Consider the following 24,501-nt stretch of genomic DNA (forward strand, 5'->3'; position numbering starts at 1 on the left):
TAACTACCTTAAAATTTGAAATATTTTAGAACGGCTATCGCCTGTAAAATAATGGATTGGTGCAGCAACTTGGTCTACTAAAACTCTGGTTTCTCCCGCTATAGTTAAAGTAATTTTAAGCTTGTCTAAGTACCAATTATCAGCGCCAATACCACCTCCGCCGGTATGTCTTAACACAATATCTTCTATATCATCAAAAGTAAAAGGTGCGGCTGTTATGGTTTTTGTTACGGTTTTTTCAGTAAAATTTCCCCAATTCTCACGGTTGTTAATGTTATTTATTGCAATGTTTCTAACGGGTCTTATTTTTAATCTGATCAATACATTTAGGTTGTCGTTACCACCACGCAAATCATCTCCGCCAGTTAAAGTTTCTATTCTAAATACTGGATTTGCTGAGGTATTAGTAGTATTTCTGGCGTAATTAGTTGGGTCAGTATAACCTAAAACACCTTTAAAAAATTGGCCCTCAGTTCTTCCATTTCCGCCTTCGTAAATAAATCTAAACAGTGGTTGCGAGCTACCCATCGGACTAATAAAATCTGAAAATTTAAAGGTTTTCATAACTCCATTAACCTTTAGTCGTGCGGTAGAAGAAATTTTATCAACATTCCAATTATCTTTTTCGCCAAGTTGCCAAACGTATTGTAAACCATCTCTTTTGCGATAAACATGCAGCTCTTTAATGTCATTTACGGTGATGTCAGCGGGTAATGGAATAGAAATTCTTTTGATAGAATTGTTTGGCCATTCTCTTCCATCATTAATATTTTGTTTAATAATGTCGGGTCTATCTTTTAATATTATCCTTATTTCTGGATGATGTTGAGTGCTTTTTGGCTCCAAGTTATCAGCGCCAGTTTTAATATCAATATCAATTTTATTATCTGATGGAGGCGCTACTACAACAGCCGGACTGCTTTGGGCAGGTAATGGAGTAATTGGCGGTGCAAGAACCCATTCATTACTAATTTCTTTTATTGGATTATCAGATGTAGCTTTATAAAAACCTACCGCATGGTGTGCACCCGAAGCAAGTGTAGCACCCAAAAAATAATTATTTTGACCCTCTCTATCTTCTATCGCTGGTTGTATTTGATAACTTCGTTTATCACCCATTACAATTACGAACTTTTGGTGTTTTAGTTTAGCAGTTGGGTATCTGTTTTGTAATGAGATTTGTAACTTGTGCACCCCATTTACTGGATAATCCCAAGTTAAATATTTACCACCGCTACCTACTAATGAAATAGAATAACTATTGTCAACTCCACTTAGCCCTGTTACTTGCCATACTTGGTTACCGCAATTATAAGTTCGAGCTCTACAGTCTTCTGCAACACGAATAAAGTTACCGTTAGTAACTTCCATTCTGTAAGCATTGGTTACTAAGGCGAGTTTATACTGCCCCGACCTAAGTTGAGCAAATAATATCTGAGGAAGTATTAAAAGAATAAATAATATTTTTTTCATGGTGATAATTAATTGGGGCTATTGGTTGTAATAATCTAAATTTTAAAATTATGGCATTAATTTTCGGTTGTTAAAATCACTTCAAACTCTCTCGATGTATTATTGTCAGTATTTAATTCTCCATTTATTCCTGGATGTGTAATAACTGCTTTTAGCTTCACTTTTTTACCTGGTGCCAAATTTGGAAATCGATTAAAAGTGAAAGCGTGTTTTCTTCCAATTTCTTTTCCCTGTGGCAAGGCTTCTAAAAACATAGGCTCAGAAACGGCTGCATCATTAAATGCACCTTCCTCCATACCATGTTCTATCTCAGATAAAGTTCTGTTTCTTTGATAATGAGCATACAAAACCACTTTACTTGGTTTTGAGGTTGCAAAGCCGATGTTTTTAATTATCAGATTTACAGGTATTTTTATTCTACCCGTTACGCCAGCTACAGGTTGATAAACCGACTCGCTACCACCATTGCGTAGTTGTGGTACTAATAATATATTTAAATCAGGGAGTATTCTTGCTGCTTTATTGTTCGGATTGTTAAAAACATCGTCTTTTTTGCCCTTTTGTGCGTTAGCAAAGCTGATGAAGCAGATCATCAACATTGCGATAGGTGCTAATTTTTTCATGGTATTTGATTTATTTAATTTTAATGAATTCAACCCTACGGTTGTTGGCTTTATTAATTTCACTGGTATTTGGCATAGCTGGTTGGCTTTCTCCTTTGCCATCGGTTTGCATTCTGGTGTTAGTAATTCCAAAATCTGCGTTTAACATATTTTTCAGCGCTTCGGCACGTTGTTTAGAAAGTTTTAAGTTTTCTTTCTCTTCGCCATCACTATCTGTATGGCCAATTATTTTAATTTTTAAGCTCGGGTTTTCTTGCAGAATAGCGGCAATAGCTTTAATTAAACCATAAGATTCTATTTTAATGGTTGCAGAATTTACATCGAATAAAATACCTGATGATACAAATTTACCTTCGGTAAGTAGCTTGTTTCTGGTATCAGGATTACCCACAGCTAACCTCAAATTATTGATGTAATATTTGTCTTCTTCTTTTTTAAAATTTCCGGTTTGAAACAAAATGCTGTTGTATTTTTTGCCATCAATAAAAGCAGTTGGTAAATCCCAAACTTTTTCTTGGTTTAAATAAACCCTTAATCTGTTTTTTTGGCGCCAAATGCTTACATGAACCGTGGCTTTTATATCGCTGATGAACTCATTTTGCATCGCTTTGTTTTTAACGCCGTAATTGCCATTAAGGTAAATTTGGTAGTTGGTAGTACCTTTGCTATTTGATGTAGAAACTGATTTTGGATGGATACCTAATTCTATGCCATTTCTGCCTAAACGATTAAACTGTTTCCACTTCACATAATCGGTAGCGGGTTTCGCTAATTCGGCAATAGAAAAGCTTAGCGGATTGCTGTAAAAATTAAAATTGGCACTGCTAGTTACATCAAACTCAAATGTAAAATTATCAGGTAAGTTATTGATAAATTGAGGCATAAAGACACCGTTTTTACCTAAGTTAAACCAGTTCTCGCCATTTAGCTCAACAATTTCACCACCACTGTTAGTGCTCCACTTGGCCGGAAAATCTCCCAAATTATCTTGTGTAAAATTTTCTAACACTAAAATTTTATCGCCCTGCACAAAATCAAACTTTCTTAAAATATCTGAATTTTGTTGAGAAGGCTCACTCACTTCTTCATTTGATAGCGGTGTTTCTGTGTTGCTTAAAGTATCTGTGCTTACGATGTTTTTGGCTTTTTTACCTTTAAAAATATTGACGATGCCTTTTTCAATTTTCTCAATGCCAGCATTAACACCCTTATTTAAACTTTCATTCACTCTACCTTCGGCAGTGCGTTTAATCTCTTTTGTATTTATTTGTGCTTTGCAGAACCCGCTGATGAGTATTAACAATAACAATAGCTTAGTTTTCATGGTTTAGCTTTTTAGTTTACAGTAATATATAGCGTGCAGGTTTTACACTTTTTATTTCCGCAAAGCGGATAAATAACCAGTTTGTACTTGCCTGCAACCGGAAATGGTGAGTTTACGCCGTCCATTTTAAAATTGGCGAAATTTTGAACTCTGCCGGTACCTAAATTGGTGAGTTTAGCGTTTAAAACTGCATCGCAATTGCCTTCGCATTTATAACCACCTTTAAGTGCAAAGGGCATTCCTACTTTTAAATCAATGGTTTCGCCACATTTAATTTGTTTTGAAACTTGATCTACTGAAGCATAGATATTGTCCCAGCCGGTTTTTTCATTACAGCCACAAGCTATCTCTTCATCACAGCTAACTCCGAAAAAGAATTTTACACTAGGGCATTTTGTGCCACCACAAACTGGAAAAATCTCTAGAACATAATTCCCGTCAGTTTCAAACTCATGCTTAAAAGGGAAACTAAAGCTTGAGTAGGTTTTAATCACATCTCCAGCTGCGTTTGTTAATCTTGCATTAAGTTTTACGTCACAAACTGGGTTTGTATAATTGCATTTGTAACCACCATTTAGGCTTACTGGAGTATTGCATTTAACACTAAACTGATGTCCGCCTTTAACCGTTTGATTGGTTTTTTGATATGAAAATACAAAAGGGTTAAATCCGTTCGGGTTACAATCGCATTTTTGTGCACTAACCATTTGGTTAGTGGCAATAAAGAGAGTTAGTAGAATAAGTAGTCTTTTCATGGTTTGATTTTTAAGTTGATAAGTCAAATTTAGCTGCTTGCTCAACAGCCATCAATACCATAAAAGGGTGAGGGGATACAATAACCCTATCCTTGATTATATTTGTAAATAGCCTCGGTAGCACTATTTACTTGCATCTTTTTATATATTTTTTTAATATGACTGCGAATGGTTTCAATAGAGATCTGCAATTCGCTAGCTATCATTTTATAGCTAAAACCCTTTATCACGTATTCTAAAATTTGTGTTTCTCTTTGGGTTAATAATTCTGTGGTATTTTGATGATTAGTTTGTTTTTTGGGCACAAATGAAAGTACTTTTTTAGCGATACTGCTTGTCATCGGGGCACCACCTGCCATTACATCCATTATTGCTGCAGGAACCTGGTCAAAATTTTTCTTTAATAAATAACCGTTGGCGCCAGCACAAATGGCATCGAAAATGTTATTTTCATCTTCAAAAATAGTAAGCATAATTACATGCACTTCTAGGTTTTGTTGGCGAATTTTCTTTAGCGCTTCAATTCCATTTAAACCTGGCATATCAATATCCATAAGAATAACATCAGCATGGTGCTTTTTCAAAATTTCATCTAGCGAATTCGCATCTGGCATTGCCTTAATTAAATTAAAATCGGCATTCCATTCTAGCATCGTTTCAATACTAAAACGTAAATTATTGTTGTCTTCAAAAATCAAAACATTAATAGCCATGTGTTGGGTTTTATTGATTTTTATATTAATTGTATCCCATGTTAGGGTAAGTTAATTAATAGGTGCAATTCGGTTCCAATATTTTGATGCTCTATTTTTAACTGGCTATTTATTGCAAAAGCTCGTTCTTTCATACTTCTTAAACCTGTTCCAGATGTTTCGCCCTTCCAAGTGCCATTATCTGTAATGATAAGTTCAGCGCTGTTTTTATTGGTCTTTTTAAAACTAATGTTAACCTTTTGGGCATTAGCATGTTTACAAATGTTGGTTAATGCTTCTTTGTAAATCAGTAAAATTTCTTTGCGGTATTCTATAGGTAGTGAAATTTTCTGCAAGTCATCATCTACCTCAAAAAGCAAATTAATATGTAAAGGTTCTAATGTTTGAGCTGCAAACTCTCGCATCCTAATAGCCAGATTTTCTATTTTTTCATTGTTGGGTTGTATACTCCAAACAATGTCGCTCATGCTCTGCTGTATAGTTTTACTTTGAAATGCAATTTTTTGCAACATTTTTTTGGCTTCAGAAGCATTCACATCAATTGCCTGTTGAGAAACATTACTTAAAATATTTATGCTGGTTAATGTACTGCCAACTTCATCATGTAAATCTTTGCTGATGTTATTTCTGATTGATAAAAGCGCTGTTTGTTGTTCTAATTTTTTCTTTAACTGGTAGCGATTAAAAACCCCATAAATTAATCCTAACAACATTAAAAAGCCTACAATTAACAGGTTTCGTGTTGATTTTTCGTTAATCAATTGCTGTTCGTTTGCCAATTGCTCTGCTTTAACCAAACGCAATTGCTGCTCTTTATTAATGGTGTTTAAGTTTTGAATTTTAATTTTTTCGTTCTGCTCGTTCAACCTAAAATCCTGTAATTGCCTTTCTTTAGATAGCAATTCTATTTCGCTCTGCTTTTGTTTTGCCAATAAAACATTGCCAGCAATTAGGGCATTCTGTTTTTCAATTTGAAGTTGTTTCAAACGCTCAGAAGAAATTAATCTCAAAATTTCTCCATCTTTTTTCTCCGTTTCATATTTTACCCTAACTTCTTCAATTTTTGAGAGATTACTTTTTTCGTTAATGCTATCGCGATATAAAATGTGTTGCTTGTAATTATCGTATGCCTTCTTAAAATTGCCTCTAGTGTTGTAAAAATTGCTCAGTTTTTCGTAAGCATTACTGATGTTCTCTTTGTTTTGGATGGCTTTTGACAGTGCCAATGCTTTATTAAAATATAAAACTGAAGTGGTGGTATCATTAATGTTGTTTGCCACATTGCCAGCAGATACATATAATCGCGATAAAAGCTGCTTGTCATCTATTTTTTCGCAAAGGTTAATAGCTTTGGTTTGCCATTTTAAGGCGGCCTGAAAATTTTTGGTACTTATAATTTCATAGGTAGACATCCCCGCATACGAGCTTGCGATTAACTTGTCGTTTTGAGTTTGTTCGGCATAAGTTACTGCTGCAGATAAATGTTGTTTGGCAAGTGTGTTTTCTTTCTTGATAAGATAAAGTTGCCCAATGTTCATATTGGCTATTACAAGGCCAGGTTTATCATTAATTTTTTCTCTAGTTGATATTCCTGTTTTTTGGTAATTTATGGCATCATCAATTTTACCCATCAAATAATAAACAGACGAAATGTTGCTGTAGGTTTCGCCAATTCCTCGCTCATTATTGTTTAATTCGTAAAGTTTTAAAGCATTAAAAAAGTTGCTAATCGCTTTATCTTTATCGCCTTTGGCTAAAAAAAGAGAGCCTAAATTGCTATATATTTCTGCTAGTTTTTTGGTGTTCTTTTTTAATAAACTTAAGTTTAAAGCAGTATTATAATGCATTGCAGCCATATCGTTTTGGCCTTCTTCCATATAATAAATGCCTTTTCTGTTATTTAAGCTTATAAATAACGTGGTATCTTTAAGTTGTACAGCTAACTGATTAGCAAAGGCATCATAAGTTTTATAATCTTTAAACTCACGTTTTTTGATGCTAATTTCTGCCAACATATCGTAGGCCAAAGCTTCGTGTTTTTTGTTTTTGGTTTTAGTTGCTTGTGCTAAAACTTCTTTAAGCAGAGCTGATGCTTGGTTGTAATTGCCAATTGATAATTGTCCATCTGCTTTAGCCAACATTTGCGCTAAAGAAGCTTGTGATTGGGCGTAGCTATTTTGCGATATAACAACAATGATAAAAAACACGCTTAAAAACCCGCGAAATAACATAGATAGCTGTTTGGTGTATTGATTTATTTTAGCAAAGGTTCGGTTTAATGCAATCAAATCTAATGCTTAATAAGAGACGAAAAAATAGTAGATATCTATCATTTTTAATTGCTTAAAAAAAATATTTATCTTAGGTATATCTAACCTACGCTATGAAAAATTTACAACCACTAACTGCAGAACAATTTGAAAAAAATGCAAAATCTGCCAATAAATTAGGAATAATTAATTATGAAGCTTTTTTCGAAACTCAAATTAAAGAAGCGCATAACTTTGCCTTAGGACCATATTGTTGGTTTATTGGTGATAACACAAATATGTTAATTACTATTGCTAGTGATAACATCGGTGAACTTACTCCTTTTGCAAAATCACAGTGGCAAAACCAATCTCCTTTATTTTTTGCGCAGAATATTCATCCAGATGATAGTTTGTATGTATTATCAGCTATTCAATATGCAATGGATAGAATTTTGAAATTACCCTTAGATCAACAATCTAATATTCGGATTAATATTTATGCTAGAATGTTAAATGCACAAAAAGCATTTCGTTGGGTTTTAATACAGATGCCTGGTTTATATGTAAACAATGCAACCTGTGCAACCTGTGGTTTAATGATGATTACCGATTTATCTCACTTTAACTTTAATAAGCGGCCAACTTTAATGACCCTTATTAATATAGTGGATGGTAAAACTGAATATTATCATTTAACAATGGGGCAGGAGTTGCAAATTAAAAACATAGCACTACCTCAAATCACTAATAGAGAAAAGCAACTATTAAATTTAATGCTTAGGGGATTGAACAGCCCTCAAATTGCTAAAGAGCTAAATATTTCTTACTCCACAGTAGAAAACCACAAAAAAAATTTAAGAAAAAAGACAAATACTAAAACATCGGTACAGTTAATGCATTTTGTGATGAACAATAATTTGTTGTAATAAGCAATTTAATAAAAAATATATATTTTAAAATAAATTCTACTATTTCCATAGACATTATATATATTTGTGTTATTGAAATACATTAATACTTTGCGGCATGATTTTAAGCAAAATTGAAAAAACTCAAATCGAACCAAAAATAACGTTAGTAGGTGCAGGTCCAGGAGATCTAGATTTGTTAACTTTAAAAGGTGTAAAAGCTTTGGCAACTGCCAACGTTGTATTGTATGATGCTTTGGTAAATGAGGCATTGTTAAATCATGCGCCTCAAAATGCAATTAAAGTTTATGTGGGCAAATGTTCTGGAGATGAGACATTTTCTCAAGAATTAGTCAATAAATTAATGATAGATTATGCATTAAACTACGGACATGTAGTGCGTTTAAAAAGTGGCGATCCATTTGTTTTTGCTCGAGGTTTTGAAGAGATAGACGTAGCAGAATCATATAGCATACCAACAGAAATTGTTCCTGGTGTATCAAGTGCTTTGGGCGTACCAGGCTTGCAAAAAATCCCGATGGTTTACGGTAATTTAAGCGAAAGTTTTTGGGTAGTAACTGGTACCAATGCCAAAGGCGATATTTCGCCAGATTTGTATGTAGCTGCCAAATCTAATGCAACAATTGTAGTGCTAATGGGCATCGAAAAGATCAAAGAAATAGCTTCTATATTTAAAGCAGAAGGAAAGTACGATTTGCCTGTTGCCGTAATAGAAAATGGTTCTGCCCAAAATGAAAATGTGGTAGTAGGTATAGTAGATACCATTGAAGAATTGATAGAAGAGAAAAAGTTAGCATCACCAGCATTATTGGTATTTGGTAATGTTGTTTCCCTACATCCTCAATTTAACGCAATTAAAGAATTTTATGCCATAATGGCTCAAGAAGAGTTTTAGTAGAATAATTTCAGATTTATTTTTTGTTTTGTTTAAGGCTCCGATTTTTCGGAGCTTTTTCTTTTTTGTTAAAATTTTTCCTACAAATTAATTTTTAAGTTGTTTATACACCATATAAAATTATTTTTTTTTAAAATGTTTGCAATACTCAATCTAATGCCTATTTTGAGTAAGTTTTTTTTAACACCTCATTATGGAGATTATACACTTTAGTGCAGAATGTTACCCAGTAGCAAAAGTTGGCGGTTTGGGTGATGTTGTTGGCGCTTTACCTAAATATCAAAACAAACTTGGTCATGTGGCTAAAGTAGTAATGCCTGCTTATGATACTAAGTTTTTGCATCAAAATGAATTTGAAGTGGTTTATGATGGTTGGGTGCGTTTAGGTTATAATAATCTTCCCGTTAGAATATTTAGAGAAAAAACCAATAAACTAGGTTTCGATTTATTTTTAGTTCATATAGCAGGCTTATTAGATAGAGAAAGGGTTTATGGGTATGATGATGATACAGAGCGATTTATAGCTTATCAAATTGCCAGTTTAGATTGGATTGCACAATGGGAACATAAGCCTGATGTGATACATTGTCACGACCATCATACCGGCTTAATTCCTTTTATGGTAAGTAATAGTCATGCTTATCGCCATTTAAGCCATATTCCTACAATTTTAACTATTCATAATGGGCAATATCAAGGTCAGTTTGGATGGGACAAATTACATTACTTACCAGCTTACGATTTGCGCAACTCTAGCAAATTAGATTGGGGCAATTCTATTAATCCATTGGCCTCTGCAATTAAATGCGCATGGCGAGTAACTACTGTTTCTCCTAGTTATTTAGATGAGATTAGCTATAAGGCAAATGGTTTAGAAAGTTTGTTAGCGCAAGAACGAGGTAAATCTTTCGGCATTTTAAATGGCATTGATAATGAAGTTTGGAATCCGCAGAAAGATACAATGCTTACAAAGGGATTTACAAATAGAACTGTAGAAAGTGGAAAAAAAGCAAACAAAGATGCGCTTTGCGATGTTTTCAATTTAGACAAAACCAAACCACTCTATACATTTATTGGTCGTTTAGTTGGCGAAAAAGGGGCTGATTTATTACCGGATATTTTTTGGAATGCGTTGCAGCAAAGTGAAGGAGAAATTAATATTTTAGTATTAGGCTCTGGAGATCCTGCTGTAGAGGATAGATTAAATGAAATTACGCATTATCACAAAGGTAAATACAATGCCTATATTGGTTATAATGAAGCATTATCTCACCAAATATATGCTGGTGCAGACTTCTTGTTAATGCCAAGTAGGGTAGAACCTTGCGGACTAAACCAAATGTATGCGTTGCGATATGGTACTATACCAATTGTTAGGCGTATAGGTGGCTTAAAAGATACGGTTACGGATATTGGAGATGGGGGATTTGGAATTTGTCATGATCAGACTAGTGTTTGGGATGTTAACCACGCAATAGGAAGAGCTTACGAGCTGTTTTTAGATCAAAAAAGAGTAAAAGAAATTCGTAAATTTATAATGACAGTAGATCACTCATGGGATAGGGCAGCCCAACAGTATATTGATTTGTACCAAATGTAAAACTATATATATATGACCGATAAAGTATTGGGTGTAATTCTTGGAGGAGGCCAAGGATCTAGATTATCACCATTAACACAAACACGCTCTAAACCGGCAGTTCCAATTGCGGGTAAATATCGTTTAGTAGATATTCCGATCTCAAATTGTTTAAATTCTGGCATTCACAGAATGTTCGTTTTAACGCAATTTAATTCAGCTTCGCTAAACAAACACATTAAAAATACCTATCATTTTAGTCACTTTTCTGCTGCTTTTGTAGATATTTTGGCTGCTGAACAAACCGTACAAAATCAAGGATGGTTTCAAGGTACTGCTGATGCTGTAAGGCAATGTATGCACCATATTGTTAGTCACGAATTTGATTATATTTTGATACTATCTGGAGACCAATTGTATCAAATGGATTTTCAGGTAATGATTAATGAGCATATTGCTAAAAATGCAGAAATAACCATTGCAACAATTCCGGTTACTGGAAAAGATGCAACAGATTTTGGTATTCTAAAAGCTGATGAAGATAACATGATTACTTCATTTATTGAAAAACCCAAAACAGGTTTAGAAGATTGGATATCTGATACTGGAGAAGAAATGCAAGCTGTAGGTAGAAACTATTTGGCTTCTATGGGTATTTATGTTTTCAACAGAGATTTTCTAATCAATATTTTAGATGAAAATCCTGATGAGAAAGATTTTGGAAAAGAAATTTTACCACGTGCAATTGCTGCTAATAGAGTTTTAAGCCATCAATATGAAGGCTATTGGACGGACATTGGTAATATTTCATCATTTTTTGAAGCTAACTTAGGTTTAACGGATGAAATTCCTCAGTTCAATATGTTCGATAGTTCTCACGCTATTTTCACGAGAGCGAGGATGTTGCCACCATCAAAAATTTCGGGTACTTCATTAAACAAAACAATTATTGCAGAGGGCTGTATTATTCAGGCTAGCAAAGTTGAACATGCTGTTTTGGGTATCAGATCAAGAGTTGGTAAAGATACTGTGATTACAAACGCTTATGTAATGGGTAGCGATAGGTACCAAACTCTTGCCGAAATTGAGTCGGAAACTAATGCTGGTAATTCTTTAATTGGTATTGGCGATAGATGTTTCATTAACAATGCAATTGTAGATAAAAATTGTAGAATTGGTAACGATGTTAAGATAAATGGTGGTTCGCATTTGCCAGATGGAGATTATCCATTGTATGCAGTTAAAGATGGTATTGTTGTAATAAAAAAGGGTGCAGTTTTACCAAGTGGAACTGAGATCTAAATAATAACACACACTAAAATTAAGCCTGTTCATTTTTTTATGAGCAGGCTTTTTTATTTACAAAAATTCTGCATTGTGACTAACATTTTTCCGGTTCTCTTGTTAAATAATAAAGAGAAATGCATATGGCTGAAAAACAACATTTATATAAAACAGGAATAATTGGAAATTGCGCTTTTATTGCACATGTAAACGAAAACACTGATATCTCATGGTTATGTTTTCCAAGGTTTGATAGCTCATTTGTTTTTGGAAGCTTATTGGATAAGGAAAAAGGAGGGGAATTTTCTATTAAACCTACCGGAGATTTTGCTAGTGAACAATCATATATTGAAAATACAAATGTACTAAGAACTGAAGTTACTGCAGCGGATGGTAAATATAGAATTACTGATTTTGCTCCACGTTTTCATATCCACGAACGTTATTACAAACCTTTAATGCTTATTCGCAAGATAGAGCCACTTAAAGGTAATCCGAGAATAACCGTAAAATGTAAACCAGTTTGCGATTATGGCAGATCAGAAATGAGAGCCAATAGAGGTAGTAACCATATCCATTTTCAAGGTTGTGATGAGCATATGCAATTGAGTACTAACGTTTCGCTTAATTATATTTTAGATGAGAAAGCATTTGTACTTAACGAAACAAAGTATTTGATTTTAACTTATGGTTATAATCTGGAAGCACCAATTATTAGCACAGCAGAAAACTTTTTGCGTGAAACTACAGTGTATTGGCGAACATGGATTAAACACTCTTCGATAGCAGGTTTTTATCAACCTTTGGTTATTCGTTCTGCTTTGGTTTTAAAAATCCATCAGTATGAAGACACTGGGGCCATTATTGCAGCAAGTACAACTAGTTTACCAGAGTTTCCGGGAAGTACAAGAAACTGGGATTATAGATATTGCTGGTTAAGAGATTCATTTTATGTGCTAACTTCTTTAAATCATATTGGGCATTTTGAGGAGATGGAAAAGTATTTTAACTATCTATCTGACATTTCATTTGCTGATGATTTAAGGTACCAACCGTTGTACAGTATTACTGGAGAAAGAAAAATAACGGAAACCACTTTAGATCATTTACATGGATATGAAGGTGAGCAGCCGATTAGAATTGGAAATCAGGCTTATGAACATATACAAAATGATATTTACGGTCAGGTGTTAATTTCGATGCTGCCCTTGTATACAGATCATCGTTTTGTTTTTTCAGAAAGAGGTGATTCGTTGCAATGGATTGATAGGCTTTTAACGCAAATTGAAAGAACCATTGACGAGAAAGATGCAGGGATATGGGAATTTAGGAACATAGCCAACGTACATTGTTATAGTAATTTATTTCAGTGGGCAGGTGCAAATGCCGCTTTAAAAATGGCTAAAACCATTAAAAACGAAGATTTCGAGAAAAGAGCAAACATATTAATTGAAAAAGCGGCTGCGCATATTGAGGCTTGTTATGATCCCGCTAGAAAAGTATATACCAATGCAGTAGGTAGTAACCATTTAGATGCGAGTACACTACAACTAATTGTTATGCACTATTTAGATCCAAATTCTCAGCGAGCGAAAGATCATTTAATTGCATTAGAAAAAGAATTAAAAACCGAAGATGGTTTGTTTTACCGTTATTTACATGAAGATGATTTCGGAAAACCTAAGACCACCTTTTTAATTTGTGCCTTTTGGTATGTTGAAGCTTTGGCTTGTGTTGGTAGAGTTGATGATGCGATAAAAGAATTCGAAAACATCATTAAACACTGTAACCATTTATTGTTGTTTAGTGAAGATGTTGATGCTAAATCAGGAAGTCAATGGGGTAATTTTCCACAAGCTTACAGTCATGTTGGTTTAATGAACGCTGCTTACCGAATTGCCATGAAATTGGATAGACCAATATTTTTGTAATAAAATAATTTTGTTATCCGATGAGCTTTTATAAAGTTCAAATTCTTATTTGGATAAAAAACTCAAAATAAGTCATCCGATGAAATAAGCAATTTTGCTGATAATCATCGGATGACAATTCAACTTATGAACCAACCAATGACCACAAAAGCTTTCTCACTTCTTTATGGTCGGTTAAATAATATTTTGCTTCAGATAAATTACTCCCAATTTTGATAGTAATCGCCTCATCTGGTAATGCTTTAAAAATATCTTCATCAGTATGATCATCGCCTAAAGCCATAATAAAATCTGGGTTTTTGCCATACAACCAGTTTAAAGTTGCTTTCCCTTTATTTACTTCAACATTTTTAAATTCAATTACTTTATTACCTGGCATTAACTGCAAACCTTTATCTGCAACCAACATCCTTAAATGACTTGTAATTTCATTTGCTCTCAGTTCTCCTAATCCTTCTTCCACTTTTCGGTAATGCCAAACTAACGAGTAACTTTTTTCTTCTATAAAAGAGCCAGGTGTTCTGTTGGTATATGTTTCTAAAATAGCATTGATATCTTGTTTCCATTGGTCGGTAAGCAAAGGTAAAGAATGCCATTGATCTCCGTTTGTTCTGTGCCAAGCACCATGTTCTGCAATTAAATCGACTGGCAAATGACCAAACCATTTTTCTAAAGTAGTGTGCTGTCTGCCACTTACTATAACTATTCTATTCTTTGCGTCTTCCAGAAGTTTGCTAATTAAATCATATAGTTCCTCATCAGGCTTAGCATCATCTATATTTCCAGCAAAGCCTACTAAAGTACCATCATAATCTAAAAAAAGTACCCTATCATTAGCATTTTCATACTTAGATAAGATTAAACTCGAACTGTTTTTGATCGCATGCTTGGTTAATAATGAATTTTGATATTCTTTTACTTCTTTTAATTTTTGCATAAAGTTGTTTACCCAATGTTTAACATTAAATTTTTTAACGGTAGCCCTCATGGCTTTCATCCGTTTTTGCTGTTCTTCAAGAGGCATATTTATTCCATCAACTATTGCCTGCATAACATCGCCTAAATTGTTTGGGTTAACAATTATTGCCTCAGTTAGTTCTTTTGAGGAGCCAGCCATTTCACTTAAAATGAGTACTCCAGTTTCATTTGGTCTACTTGCGATGTACTCTTTGCTTACCAAATTCATTCCATCACGCATTGGCGTAACCAAACAAATATCTGCTGTTGCATAAAATGTAGAAAGTGTTTCTATCGGAAATGATCTATAAAAATAATAGATCGGGTTCCAATCTACTGTTCTGTATTTTGAGTTTATTTTGCCAACTGTTTGATCTATTTGTTCTTTTAATTCTTTGTATTGTGCAACCGTATCTCTTGATGGTACCACTACCATATAAAGCGATATTTTTTCTATATATTCTGGATGTGCTTTTAAGAGAAGTTCGAAAGCCATTAAACGTTCGAAAATCCCTTTGCTGTAATCTAACCTGTCTATAGATAGAATTGTTGTTAAATCTATATGGTTGTCTTCAAAATCTTTAACATCATTTATAACAGTTTCAGAATTTGCTAATTCATCAAACTTATCGAAATCAATTCCCATCGGAAATGCCTCTACAACAATTTGGCGCTCTTTATTAACCAACACATTTGATATAGCATTTACTGGTAATAATCTGGTAGCAGTGCTGATGAAATGACGAGCATCATCATAAGTATGAAAGCCTAGTAAATCTGCACCAATTAAACCATTTAGCAATTCAACTCGCCAAGGAATTAATCTAAATATTTCATAGGATGGAAAAGGGATATGCTGAAAAAATCCAATTGTTGACTGAGGTTTTTGAGCCCTAAGTAAGCCTGGTAGTAGTAAAAGTTGATAATCTTGAACCCAAATTTTATCGTTATCGTTAATTAATTTTATTGCTTCGGTTGCAAATTTTTCATTTACTTGCTGATAAGCATCCCAATATAATTGCTCATAATTGGCGTAGGTAACCAAATAGTGAAAAACCGGCCACAAAACCTCATTAGAAAATCCTTCGTAAAATAAGTTAATCTCTTCTTGAGTTAAGAAAATTGGATACAAATTTAAAGCAGCTAATTTTTCTATTACTTCTGGTTGTCTATCTAAAGGTATTTCTATACCTGGCCAACCAATCCAGATAGAGTTGTCATTTTTGTACACATCACCCAATCCTGTGGCTAAGCCACCTTCGCTTGGGATGAAAGTATACTCATTGTTTTCTTCAACTATTTTAACGGGAAGTCTATTCGAAATAATTATTGTTCTCATGCTTTTTAAATAAGGGACTACTTATAAAAAGGATTTTAGAGCAATTTTGTTTATTTTATCTGAGATTAGTAGATTAAAAGGAGATAGCATTTTACGAAAAAAGCGGTTCCCATCCGGGTTACCGCTTTCTTAAACCAAATATAAATGTGTATGAACAGGATCAGATATAGAAAAATAAAATAAAGACTACCAAATTAGTAGTATTTATTTTTTGATATTTGCTGGATTGTATTTTTTAACTTATATAAGAATAATGTTGAAAGCACAACAAGTTCACAGAGTGGCGAACAGGTTAAATTTAATTTAAACTTAGCTTAAAAGGTGTTAAAACTGAATTTAGTAATAATAGGATTATTTTCTTGTCGAGAAATATTTTGATAGAAGTTTTAGGATTTGGATAAATATATTCCCTAGATTTGGTTTCTGGCAAAAGACTACACCAAACTCATTTAATGAAAATATTTATATCACATGCAAGTGCTAATAAGGAATATGGTACTGCGTTAGTAGAGTTGCTCACCGGCATTGGCATAAAAGCCGAAGAAATAGTTTTTACAAGTAATTCCGCTTTCGGCATTCCAATTGGGCAAAATATTTTTGACTGGTTAAAGGCGCAAATAAGCCAAGGCTGCTTTGTTGTTTACTTGCTATCTGACGAATATTATGAGAGTATTGCGTGCTTAAATGAAATGGGTGCTGCTTGGATTATAGAAAACCAACATGCAGCGATATTTTTGCCTAATTTTCAAATAAGCGGAAAACATTTTCAAAGTGGAGCAATTGATCCCAGAGAAATAGGGTTTAAGATGAATGAGGAGGATCGAGTAAACGAATTTTGTCAAATGTTAAGTGAATATTTTGCAATAACCACAAATTTTGCGCTTTTAGCTCAGAGGGTTAAAAAATTCTTAAGTGAGGTTGATGTTCTGGCAGAAGCTTTAAAACCTGTAAATGCTCCTACTAATGATAGGTTCGGAGGTATAAATAAAGAGATTAAATTTGATAGAATTAACCTTATTGAGGGATCAACAGATGTTGCTAAATCTGAAGGGTTTGTCAAGAAACAAGATTTAAAACCATCCTCAAAAATACTTGAAGAGACTATCGAAAATGCAGTTAATGTCAAAGAAAGCTTTAAAGATGCGGAAGCTATCCACGAAGATTTACCTAAAGTCTATACTAAATTTTTAAAAGATTTTGAGAAAGGTAAAATAAGTGATGTAGAATTGTTATTGTTGAATTTTGTTTTAGAAACCTCGAGAACAAAGTTTGGAGTGGGATGGAAAATGGATGGAGAAATTAAATATATTCACGATTGGGAGGACATAGAGGGCTTAAATCATTCTCTTTCTCGAAACTATGATAAAGTAATTAGAAAGTTTGAAATGAGGGGTTTGATTGAAGTTTCTGAAGTTACAGGAGGTGGCAATCCAAGAGAAATGCAGTTGATACCTGAAATTAAGAAACTAATACTTGACTTACCAGAGGCTTTGTTAAAGAAAATCCGCGAATTAGTTGAAATAAATGGGGCTGGGGATGAAGATGATAGCTTCGTTTATGAAGACTTACCTTTTTAGAACCTTTTAGGCAATTTCGTTTTAAAAACTCGGAAATTTCGATTTTACGTTTATAAATATAAATGTGTATGAACAGGATCAGATATAGAAAAATAAAATAAAGACTACCAAATAGTAGTATTTATTTTTAGTTATTTTTATTCTTTGCTGGACTGTGTTTTTTGAGCTTGCTTTGTTGATAAGCCTGATAGGAGCGTAAATACTTTTTTGTTTGTTTTAGCACAAAACGAAAATGATAGCAGAAGCACAAAAAAGATTGCAGCGAATAGCAGGGCAGGAGTTACCGAAGAATTAATGGCTTTAACTTTCAAATACTTTTTTAGGAAATTTAATTATCGCATCAATGCTTAACTAAAACATTACGATACCGAATCGAGTTGTGAATGACGTTTGCTAAGCATAATTAAACACCAGAGAGAAGGTTGTTTTTAAATTTGGGGTTGATACCACTTCTAAATTACCACGATGCATTTTCATAATGTTACGTGTAATAGTTAGGCCAATGCCAGAGCCGTTTTTGCGTGTAGTATAAAATGGGACGAAGATTTTTTCGATATTTTCTGCCTCGATACCTTTACCATTATCGCTAACATCTATATAAACTTTGTTGTGGGCCAAACGGTAATTAATTTCGATTATGGGTTTTTTGGTACTTTCTAAAGCATAAATGCTATTGGTAATAAGGTTAATTAAAGCCTGTTCAATTAACTTAAAATCGATAGATAAACTTATTTTTGATGCTGTTTGTAATATTTGAAGTTCGATATTTTTAGTGCTAGCTAATGGCTGCATGAGCACTTTAACATGATGTAAAATTTCTCCAATACTGTGTTGTTGCGTATTTGGTGTCGGTAATTCTGCAATCAATCGATAATCTTTAACAAAATCGAGTAACCCTTCAGATCTGCGTTTTATGGTATGTAGGGCAGGCTTTAGATCAGCCAAATCTTCTGCATTTAAACTTTCTTTATTGGTAATCATTTGATTAACAGTATCTGAAAGTGAACTGATTGGTGTGATAGAATTTAATATTTCGTGAGAAATTACACCAATTAGTCGGTTCCAAGCTTCGGTTTCTTTTTGCTCAATTTCATCTTTAATGTTTTGAAATGAAATGATCTGATAATCTACACCATATAAATTGAGCGGTATCACTTCTAAAGAGAGTTGAATAATCTTGTCTTGTATTTTAAGTTCGATAAACCTTTTGCCGCCATTTTTAATACCTTCAATTTCATTTGTAAAAATAGGTAAATGTTGCTCAAATCTGTGCCAGTAGCTGTATGCAGGTACATTTAGTAAATTGCTAGCAGCTTGGTTAAAAAATGATATTTCTGATTTTTTGCTTTCTGATTTGTTTGTCTTTATTACAATTACTCCAACTGGAACTTGCTCTAAAATTGTTTTAATGAGCTGAAAAATAGAGTCTTGTTCTAACTGAATATCTTTATGGATCTTAATGATTTCGTTGAACGATTCGTATAATTCAGGAAAACTTCCTTTAGTTGCTTTGTTTTTAAAGTTTAAAGTATGATCTCTTGTTTTAACAGCTAAAATAAATCGCTTAATGTCTTCTCTAATTTGATTGATATAAAAATAGAGTGAAATTATGCTGCCCAATAATATTAAACTTACGCCTGATATGGTAAACCACAATTGGGTATTGCGAATAAGATAAACCAATACAACACCAAGCAAATTGATAAACACCAAACGTAAAATAAGACGAAAGGTAAAGCTTTGGTGAAACAATGTAGAGAATTGAGGGTTGGAAGGCATAAGGTTTATTGGCTTTAGCTTATATTTTTAAATTTCGATATTTTTTTGAATTCTACACCTTCAAACTTTGATGCTTTCTCTTTCTAAAGTCCAAATTTTTCAATTCTGCGGTACAATGCTGCTCTTGTTAAACCCAACTCTGCTGCAGCTCTAGAAATATTACCTTTATGTTTATCTATAGCTTTGCTAACCATCATTTTTTCCATTTCATCTAATGGCATATCTGTTTGTAGCGCTTGGTTATTGCCAAACTTTTGCGGTGAAAGTTGCAAGTCATCGGCTGTAATCTCAAATCCATCTGTCATAATAACAGCTCTTTCTATTACATGTTGCAGCTCTCTAATGTTACCAGGGAATTTATAATTAAGCAAAGTTTGTGCAGCTTTTTCGTTTATTGCTTTAATTGTTTTATGGTATTTGTTGTTAAATGTTTGCAAAAAGTGGTTTGCTAATAGCAAAATATCATTCCCGCGTTCACGCAGCGGCGGAAGAATTAACTCTACAGTATTAATCCTGAATAATAAATCTTGCCTGAAAGAACCTTTAGTAACCATATCGTTTAATGGCATATTGGTAGCACTAATTAGTCGAACATCTATTTTACGCTCTTTACTTTCGCCCAAACGAGTTACTGTTCTGTTTTGCAAAACACTTAATAATTTAGCTTGTAGGGAAAGGGATAGGTTTCCAATTTCATCTAAAAATATGGTTCCACCATCGGCCATTTCAAAACGGCCAGGTTTATCTTCACGAGCATCGGTAAATGCACCTTTGGCATAGCCGAAAAGTTCACTTTCAAATAAGTTCTCGTTTAAAGAACCTAAATCTACATGCATAAAAATCTGTTTTCTTCTTAAAGAATTCCTATGCAATTCGTAAGCAAAAACTTGCTTACCAGTACCGTTTTCTCCTAAAATTAAAACATTGGCATCTGTTGGAGCAACTTTAGTTAATGTTTTTTGTAAATTTTGTACACTATCATCATTACCTACAATGTTTTCGAATTTGCGGGCCTGATCTTTTTGTAACGAATGATGTATTTTTTCTAATTTATTAACCTTTTTATTAGATTGACGAAGTTTAGCAGCGGCTGATAGTGTGGCAAAAAGCTTTTCATTTTCCCAGGGTTTAAGTATGAAGTCTGTAGCACCTTTTTTTATGGCCTGTACAGCTAGCTCAACATTTCCAAATGCTGTCATTAATATAACCACATAATCTTTATCAATTGAGAGGATATGCTCCAGCCAATACAAACCTTCCCGTCCATCACTTGCGCCTTTTTGGTAGTTCATATCTAATAAAATAATATCAACTTCATTTTTGCTCAATAGAACATTAATTTCTCTTGGCGATTTGCAAGTTAATACCTGATTAAAGTGTTGTTTAAGAAACAAACGAGCACTTAAAAGGATATCATCATCATCGTCTATTACTAGAATATTTGCTTCTGTCATTTCTTATAATTTTTTACATCATCCTGCCTCGTTTAAGTCAGAGAATTAATGATGTTTTGCTTTGCACCATTTGGTGTGTATTACCTCACCCTATTAAAGGCAGTGGTTTGTGTTTTTTCAGTGCTGTCCCTCTCCTTGAAGAGAGGGATTTGCGGTATAGGGTTTGAAACCTTTACATTTTTGCACATTGCCCCCTTCCGCCGCGGCGGAGGGATTAAGGGGTGAGGCTTTTTGCAAATGCTCTTTAATCTCTGTCAAAACAATATCTAAATTTTTTATAATTTCTTCATTTGTAAATCTAATAACAGTTATTCCCATTTGTTCAAGTTCATAAGTTCTATTTATATCATATTCTTGGTTTCCTTCTATATTGTGAATTCCACCATCTATCTCAATTATTAGGTGGGCTTCATTACAATAAAAATCTGCAATATATTTATTTATTGGATGCTGCCTTCTAAATTTGAAACCTAGAATTTGTCGGTTTCTTACACATTGCCATATCGTGTCTTCGGCATCAGTTTGGGTTTTTCTCAAAACTTTTGAAAACTCGAAAAGCTTTGCATTGGCACCCTTAAATAGATCATCTCCGTAATTTTCCATTATAATTATTTTTTACCTCACCCTATCAAATGCAGTGGTTTGTGTTTTTTCAGTGTTGTCCCTCTCCTTGAAGAGAGGGATTTATGGTACTTTGGTCAATTAACCTTAGCCTATCAAAGTTAATGGTTTGTGTTTTTCTGCTCCTATCCCCCCTCTCTTCAAGGAGAGGGGATTAAGGGGTGAGGTGATAACCTAAAAACCTTTAACCCATCCCATAACAATCCCGACAAAATTACCTGAACTGTTCGATGTTGCACAATGACTGTTCGATAATGAACATTAAATTTCAATATAATTTTTTATTTAATTGATAACGAGGTACTTAAAATTTTTATCGCCATTGGCATAAACTTGGCAAATGGTATGGCATAAATACCATAAATCCAAATGGACAGAATAGTAGAGAAAAAGAGATTTAATAAAAAAACAATTGTGATTATAGCTGCGGCACTTGTATTTGTAGCATTGGTTGGCTATGGCTACAATTTATCATTAAACAAAGTTTATAAAGCAGAAGCAGAAAAAATAACCATAAATAAAGTGCAATATGGCGATTTTGAAGATGTGGTTTTGTTAAATGCAAGCGTTGTTCCGCTTACTTCCGTTATTGTAAGCTCATCTGAAGGAGGTACCGTTGCGCAAATATTTACAGAGAATGGTGCATCTGTGGTTGCAGGAACTCCGTTATTAAGGATTGCAAATCCTAATGCGTTATCAAGTTATACAGCAAGTGAAACTAGCATTACCGAACAAATTAATCAATTGAGAAAGTTAAGATTAGATCTTGAGCAAAACCAAAGGATTATGAGTCAGGACATGATGGACGTTGAAAATAGCTTAAGAACATCAACCCGTAAATATAAAATTGATAGTGCCTTATTTAGCAAGCGAGTAATTACGCAACAAGAATTTGCCACTTCAAGTCAGGATTATGAATACCTGCAAGGCAGAAAAGCGTTGTTGAAACAAGCTGTTAGACAAGAAAACCAAAGTAGGGTAATGCAGTTACAGCAAATTGAGCAATCAATTAGCCGAATGAACGAGAGCTTACAAACTATCCGCCAGAATATAGAAAACATGACAATTAAAGCTCCAGTTTCCGGTCGTTTATCATCCTATGATCCCGTAATTGGAAAATCTTATGGTGCTAATGAAATGCTTGGTAAAATTGATGTTTTACAAGGGTACAAATTGCAAGCTGGAGTAGATGAATATTACATCAACCGTGTTAAAGAAGGACAAACCGCACAATGTGAATTTAACGGAAAAACTTATGCCTTATCGGTAAGGAAAGTTATTCCAGAAGTTACTGCTGGTCAATTTCAAATAGAGTTAGTGTTTGAAGGAAAGTCTCCTGATGAATTGAGAAGAGGCTTATCAATGCAGGTTAAATTAACTTTATCAGACAATAGCAAATCGCTTTTGCTAAGTCAGGGGCAATTTTTTCAAAGTACTGGCGGCAGTTGGGTTTTTGTTGTAGCTAATGGCAAAGCAACCAAAAGAAACGTAAAAATTGGTCGTAAAAATTACTTGTACTATGAAGTACTGGATGGTTTGCAAAAAGATGAAGAAATCATCACATCATCTTATGATCAATTCTCTCAGTATGATATTATTGAAATTAGTAAATAAAAGTGAGAGGTAAGATTTAAAACATTTTGAATTAAGGATAAACCTAACAAACATAAAATGAAAAAACTATTGATCATTGCAGCATTGGCATTAACAACATCAACTTTGTTTGCGCAAACAGAAACTAAAAGCGAATCTACTTGGGAAGAAAATACTGATGGCAAAGGTTACAGTATGAAAGCTAGTACTACTGGTAATGCTAACAATACATCTGCTAAGCCCCATATTTCCTTTAAAGTTGATGGAAACACAGCCAACCTAACTAAGGTAGCTTTTATTGGAAAAGAGCTTCTTGTAACAATACCGATTTCAAATCACCAACAAGATATAAATGTTGTTGCTGGAAGCTATAAATTTAAATTTTATCATAGTAAATTGGGAGTAAAAGAGTTTAATGTAGACTTGAAAAATGGTGATGATAAAACTGTAATGCTCACTTTGAGATAAAGAATTTAGGTTGGTTAAGCTCTATGTCAGGTGCGTTGACTGGAGCACCAACTTTTAAGATATGAGAATTGGAATACAACAGTTTAACAATAAAGCAATTTAACAATTTTATCAGGTCTTGATACTTGATACTAAATACTTGATACTTAAAATTATGATCAAAATAGAAAATCTGGAAAAAATTTATAAAACCGAAGAAATTGAAACTACGGCGCTAAATGGGATAAACTTGCATGTAAAAGCAGGAGAATTTGTCTCTATAATGGGCCCATCCGGCTGTGGTAAATCGACTTTGTTAAATGTAATGGGGCTTTTAGATAAGCCAGAAAGTGGCAGTTATAAGTTTATTGATACTGAATTGTTAACGCTAAATGATAAAGAAAGATCAAATTTCAGAAAGAGAAATATGGGTTTCGTTTTCCAGAATTTTAATTTAATTGATGAATTAACGGTTTTCGAAAACATAGAACTGCCTTTAATTTACAATAAAGTGCCTGCGGCAGAACGTAAAAAATTGGTAAATGATATTATCGGGAGAATGAATATCGTTAACCGATCTGGGCACTTTCCGCAGCAGTTATCTGGTGGTCAGCAGCAACGTGTGGCAGTTGCAAGAGCTTTAGTAACCAAGCCAAAGTTAGTTTTAGCCGATGAGCCAACGGGTAACTTAGATAGTACACACGGTAATGAAGTTATGGAATTGCTTTGCGAATTAAACGAAACAGGAACAACTATCGTGATGGTAACTCACTCAAGCCACGATGCTAGTTTCTCCAATCGCATCATCAACCTAAAAGATGGGCATGTAATTTCTGAAAAAATAAACAAAGGAAGAACGGAAGAACTGATATAGGAGGGAAGGTAAAGGGTTTGAAGGTGGAAGGTTTAAATGACTAAGGCTCAACTTCTCAATCGCTAAAACTTTAAACTATGTCTTGATACTTGATACTCATTA

19 protein-coding genes are annotated in these 24,501 nt (G+C 33.8%); 9 read left to right on the forward strand and 10 right to left on the reverse strand.

Annotated elements, in window-relative coordinates; all coding sequences use genetic code 11:
• Positions 1-3: 3 nt before the first annotated feature.
• The 6 genes from AC07XU_RS15960 to AC07XU_RS15985 all read right to left on the reverse strand — a co-directional run bounded on the left by AC07XU_RS15960 (position 4) and on the right by AC07XU_RS15985 (position 7,119).
• Entirely contained in the window at positions 4-1,473 is a 1,470-nt protein-coding gene (locus tag AC07XU_RS15960; RefSeq protein WP_494944635.1) for a hypothetical protein, read from the reverse strand.
• Positions 1,474-1,529: 56 nt separating this feature from the next.
• Positions 1,530-2,096: a hypothetical protein gene (locus AC07XU_RS15965; protein WP_494944636.1), complete on the reverse strand. Its 567-nt coding sequence runs from the start codon at positions 2,094-2,096 to the stop codon at positions 1,530-1,532.
• A 10-nt stretch (positions 2,097-2,106) separates the two neighbouring features.
• Positions 2,107-3,420, reverse strand: a complete 1,314-nt coding sequence (locus tag AC07XU_RS15970) for an OmpA family protein (RefSeq protein ID WP_494944637.1) — start codon at positions 3,418-3,420, stop codon at positions 2,107-2,109.
• Positions 3,421-3,431: 11 nt separating this feature from the next.
• Complete coding sequence (locus AC07XU_RS15975) at positions 3,432-4,175, reverse strand: hypothetical protein (RefSeq protein ID WP_494944638.1); 744 nt, start codon at positions 4,173-4,175, stop codon at positions 3,432-3,434.
• 86 nt (positions 4,176-4,261) lie between these two features.
• Complete coding sequence (locus tag AC07XU_RS15980) at positions 4,262-4,888, reverse strand: response regulator (RefSeq protein ID WP_494944639.1); 627 nt, start codon at positions 4,886-4,888, stop codon at positions 4,262-4,264.
• Positions 4,889-4,929: 41 nt separating this feature from the next.
• On the reverse strand, positions 4,930-7,119 hold the full coding sequence (locus tag AC07XU_RS15985; protein ID WP_494944640.1) for a tetratricopeptide repeat protein: 2,190 nt from the start codon (positions 7,117-7,119) through the stop codon (positions 4,930-4,932).
• Positions 7,120-7,271: 152 nt separating this feature from the next.
• On the opposite strand from AC07XU_RS15985, the gene AC07XU_RS15990 reads away from it, so the two are divergent.
• The 5 genes from AC07XU_RS15990 to AC07XU_RS16010 all read left to right on the forward strand — a co-directional run bounded on the left by AC07XU_RS15990 (position 7,272) and on the right by AC07XU_RS16010 (position 13,758).
• Complete coding sequence (locus AC07XU_RS15990; RefSeq protein ID WP_494944641.1) at positions 7,272-8,066, forward strand: helix-turn-helix transcriptional regulator; 795 nt, start codon at positions 7,272-7,274, stop codon at positions 8,064-8,066.
• Between the two features lie 100 nt (positions 8,067-8,166).
• The gene (gene cobA, locus AC07XU_RS15995; RefSeq protein ID WP_494944642.1) at positions 8,167-8,964 is read left to right on the forward strand and encodes a uroporphyrinogen-III C-methyltransferase; all 798 of its coding nucleotides are present in this window, start codon (positions 8,167-8,169) and stop codon (positions 8,962-8,964) included.
• A 193-nt stretch (positions 8,965-9,157) separates the two neighbouring features.
• Positions 9,158-10,564, forward strand: coding sequence for a glycogen synthase (locus AC07XU_RS16000; protein WP_494944643.1), 1,407 nt, complete (start codon positions 9,158-9,160; stop codon positions 10,562-10,564).
• 12 nt (positions 10,565-10,576) lie between these two features.
• Entirely contained in the window at positions 10,577-11,845 is a 1,269-nt protein-coding gene (locus AC07XU_RS16005; RefSeq protein WP_494944644.1) for a glucose-1-phosphate adenylyltransferase, read from the forward strand.
• A 125-nt stretch (positions 11,846-11,970) separates the two neighbouring features.
• Positions 11,971-13,758 (forward strand): glycoside hydrolase family 15 protein, encoded by a 1,788-nt coding sequence (locus tag AC07XU_RS16010; protein ID WP_494944645.1) that lies wholly within the window; start codon positions 11,971-11,973, stop codon positions 13,756-13,758.
• 124 nt (positions 13,759-13,882) lie between these two features.
• On the opposite strand, the gene AC07XU_RS16015 is transcribed toward AC07XU_RS16010, so the two are convergent.
• On the reverse strand, positions 13,883-16,054 hold the full coding sequence (locus AC07XU_RS16015) for a bifunctional alpha,alpha-trehalose-phosphate synthase (UDP-forming)/trehalose-phosphatase (protein ID WP_494944646.1): 2,172 nt from the start codon (positions 16,052-16,054) through the stop codon (positions 13,883-13,885).
• A gap of 452 nt (positions 16,055-16,506) precedes the next feature.
• Here AC07XU_RS16015 and AC07XU_RS16020 point away from each other — a divergent pair, with 452 nt between their 5' ends.
• Positions 16,507-17,631 carry a toll/interleukin-1 receptor domain-containing protein gene (locus tag AC07XU_RS16020; protein WP_494944647.1) on the forward strand — a complete coding sequence of 375 codons (1,125 nt, stop codon included), beginning with the start codon at positions 16,507-16,509 and terminating at the stop codon, positions 17,629-17,631.
• 393 nt (positions 17,632-18,024) lie between these two features.
• Here AC07XU_RS16020 and AC07XU_RS16025 read toward each other — a convergent pair whose 3' ends face one another.
• The 3 genes from AC07XU_RS16025 to AC07XU_RS16035 form a co-directional block, all read right to left on the reverse strand.
• Entirely contained in the window at positions 18,025-19,410 is a 1,386-nt protein-coding gene (locus AC07XU_RS16025) for a sensor histidine kinase (RefSeq protein ID WP_494944648.1), read from the reverse strand.
• A gap of 83 nt (positions 19,411-19,493) precedes the next feature.
• A complete protein-coding gene (locus AC07XU_RS16030) occupies positions 19,494-20,864 on the reverse strand; it encodes a sigma-54-dependent transcriptional regulator (RefSeq protein ID WP_494944649.1) in 1,371 nt (456 codons plus the stop codon).
• A 117-nt stretch (positions 20,865-20,981) separates the two neighbouring features.
• The gene (locus tag AC07XU_RS16035; protein ID WP_494944650.1) at positions 20,982-21,467 is read right to left on the reverse strand and encodes an endonuclease domain-containing protein; all 486 of its coding nucleotides are present in this window, start codon (positions 21,465-21,467) and stop codon (positions 20,982-20,984) included.
• Between the two features lie 387 nt (positions 21,468-21,854).
• On the opposite strand from AC07XU_RS16035, the gene AC07XU_RS16040 reads away from it, so the two are divergent.
• From AC07XU_RS16040 to AC07XU_RS16050, 3 genes are all read left to right on the forward strand, one after another.
• The gene (locus tag AC07XU_RS16040) at positions 21,855-23,099 is read left to right on the forward strand and encodes an efflux RND transporter periplasmic adaptor subunit (RefSeq protein ID WP_494944651.1); all 1,245 of its coding nucleotides are present in this window, start codon (positions 21,855-21,857) and stop codon (positions 23,097-23,099) included.
• A gap of 57 nt (positions 23,100-23,156) precedes the next feature.
• A complete protein-coding gene (locus AC07XU_RS16045) occupies positions 23,157-23,546 on the forward strand; it encodes a hypothetical protein (RefSeq protein WP_494944652.1) in 390 nt (129 codons plus the stop codon).
• 154 nt (positions 23,547-23,700) lie between these two features.
• Positions 23,701-24,399 (forward strand): ABC transporter ATP-binding protein, encoded by a 699-nt coding sequence (locus tag AC07XU_RS16050; RefSeq protein WP_494944653.1) that lies wholly within the window; start codon positions 23,701-23,703, stop codon positions 24,397-24,399.
• Positions 24,400-24,501 lie beyond the last annotated feature (102 nt).

The sequence above is a fragment of the Pedobacter sp. GW456-11-11-14-TSB4 genome, assembly GCF_059424425.1.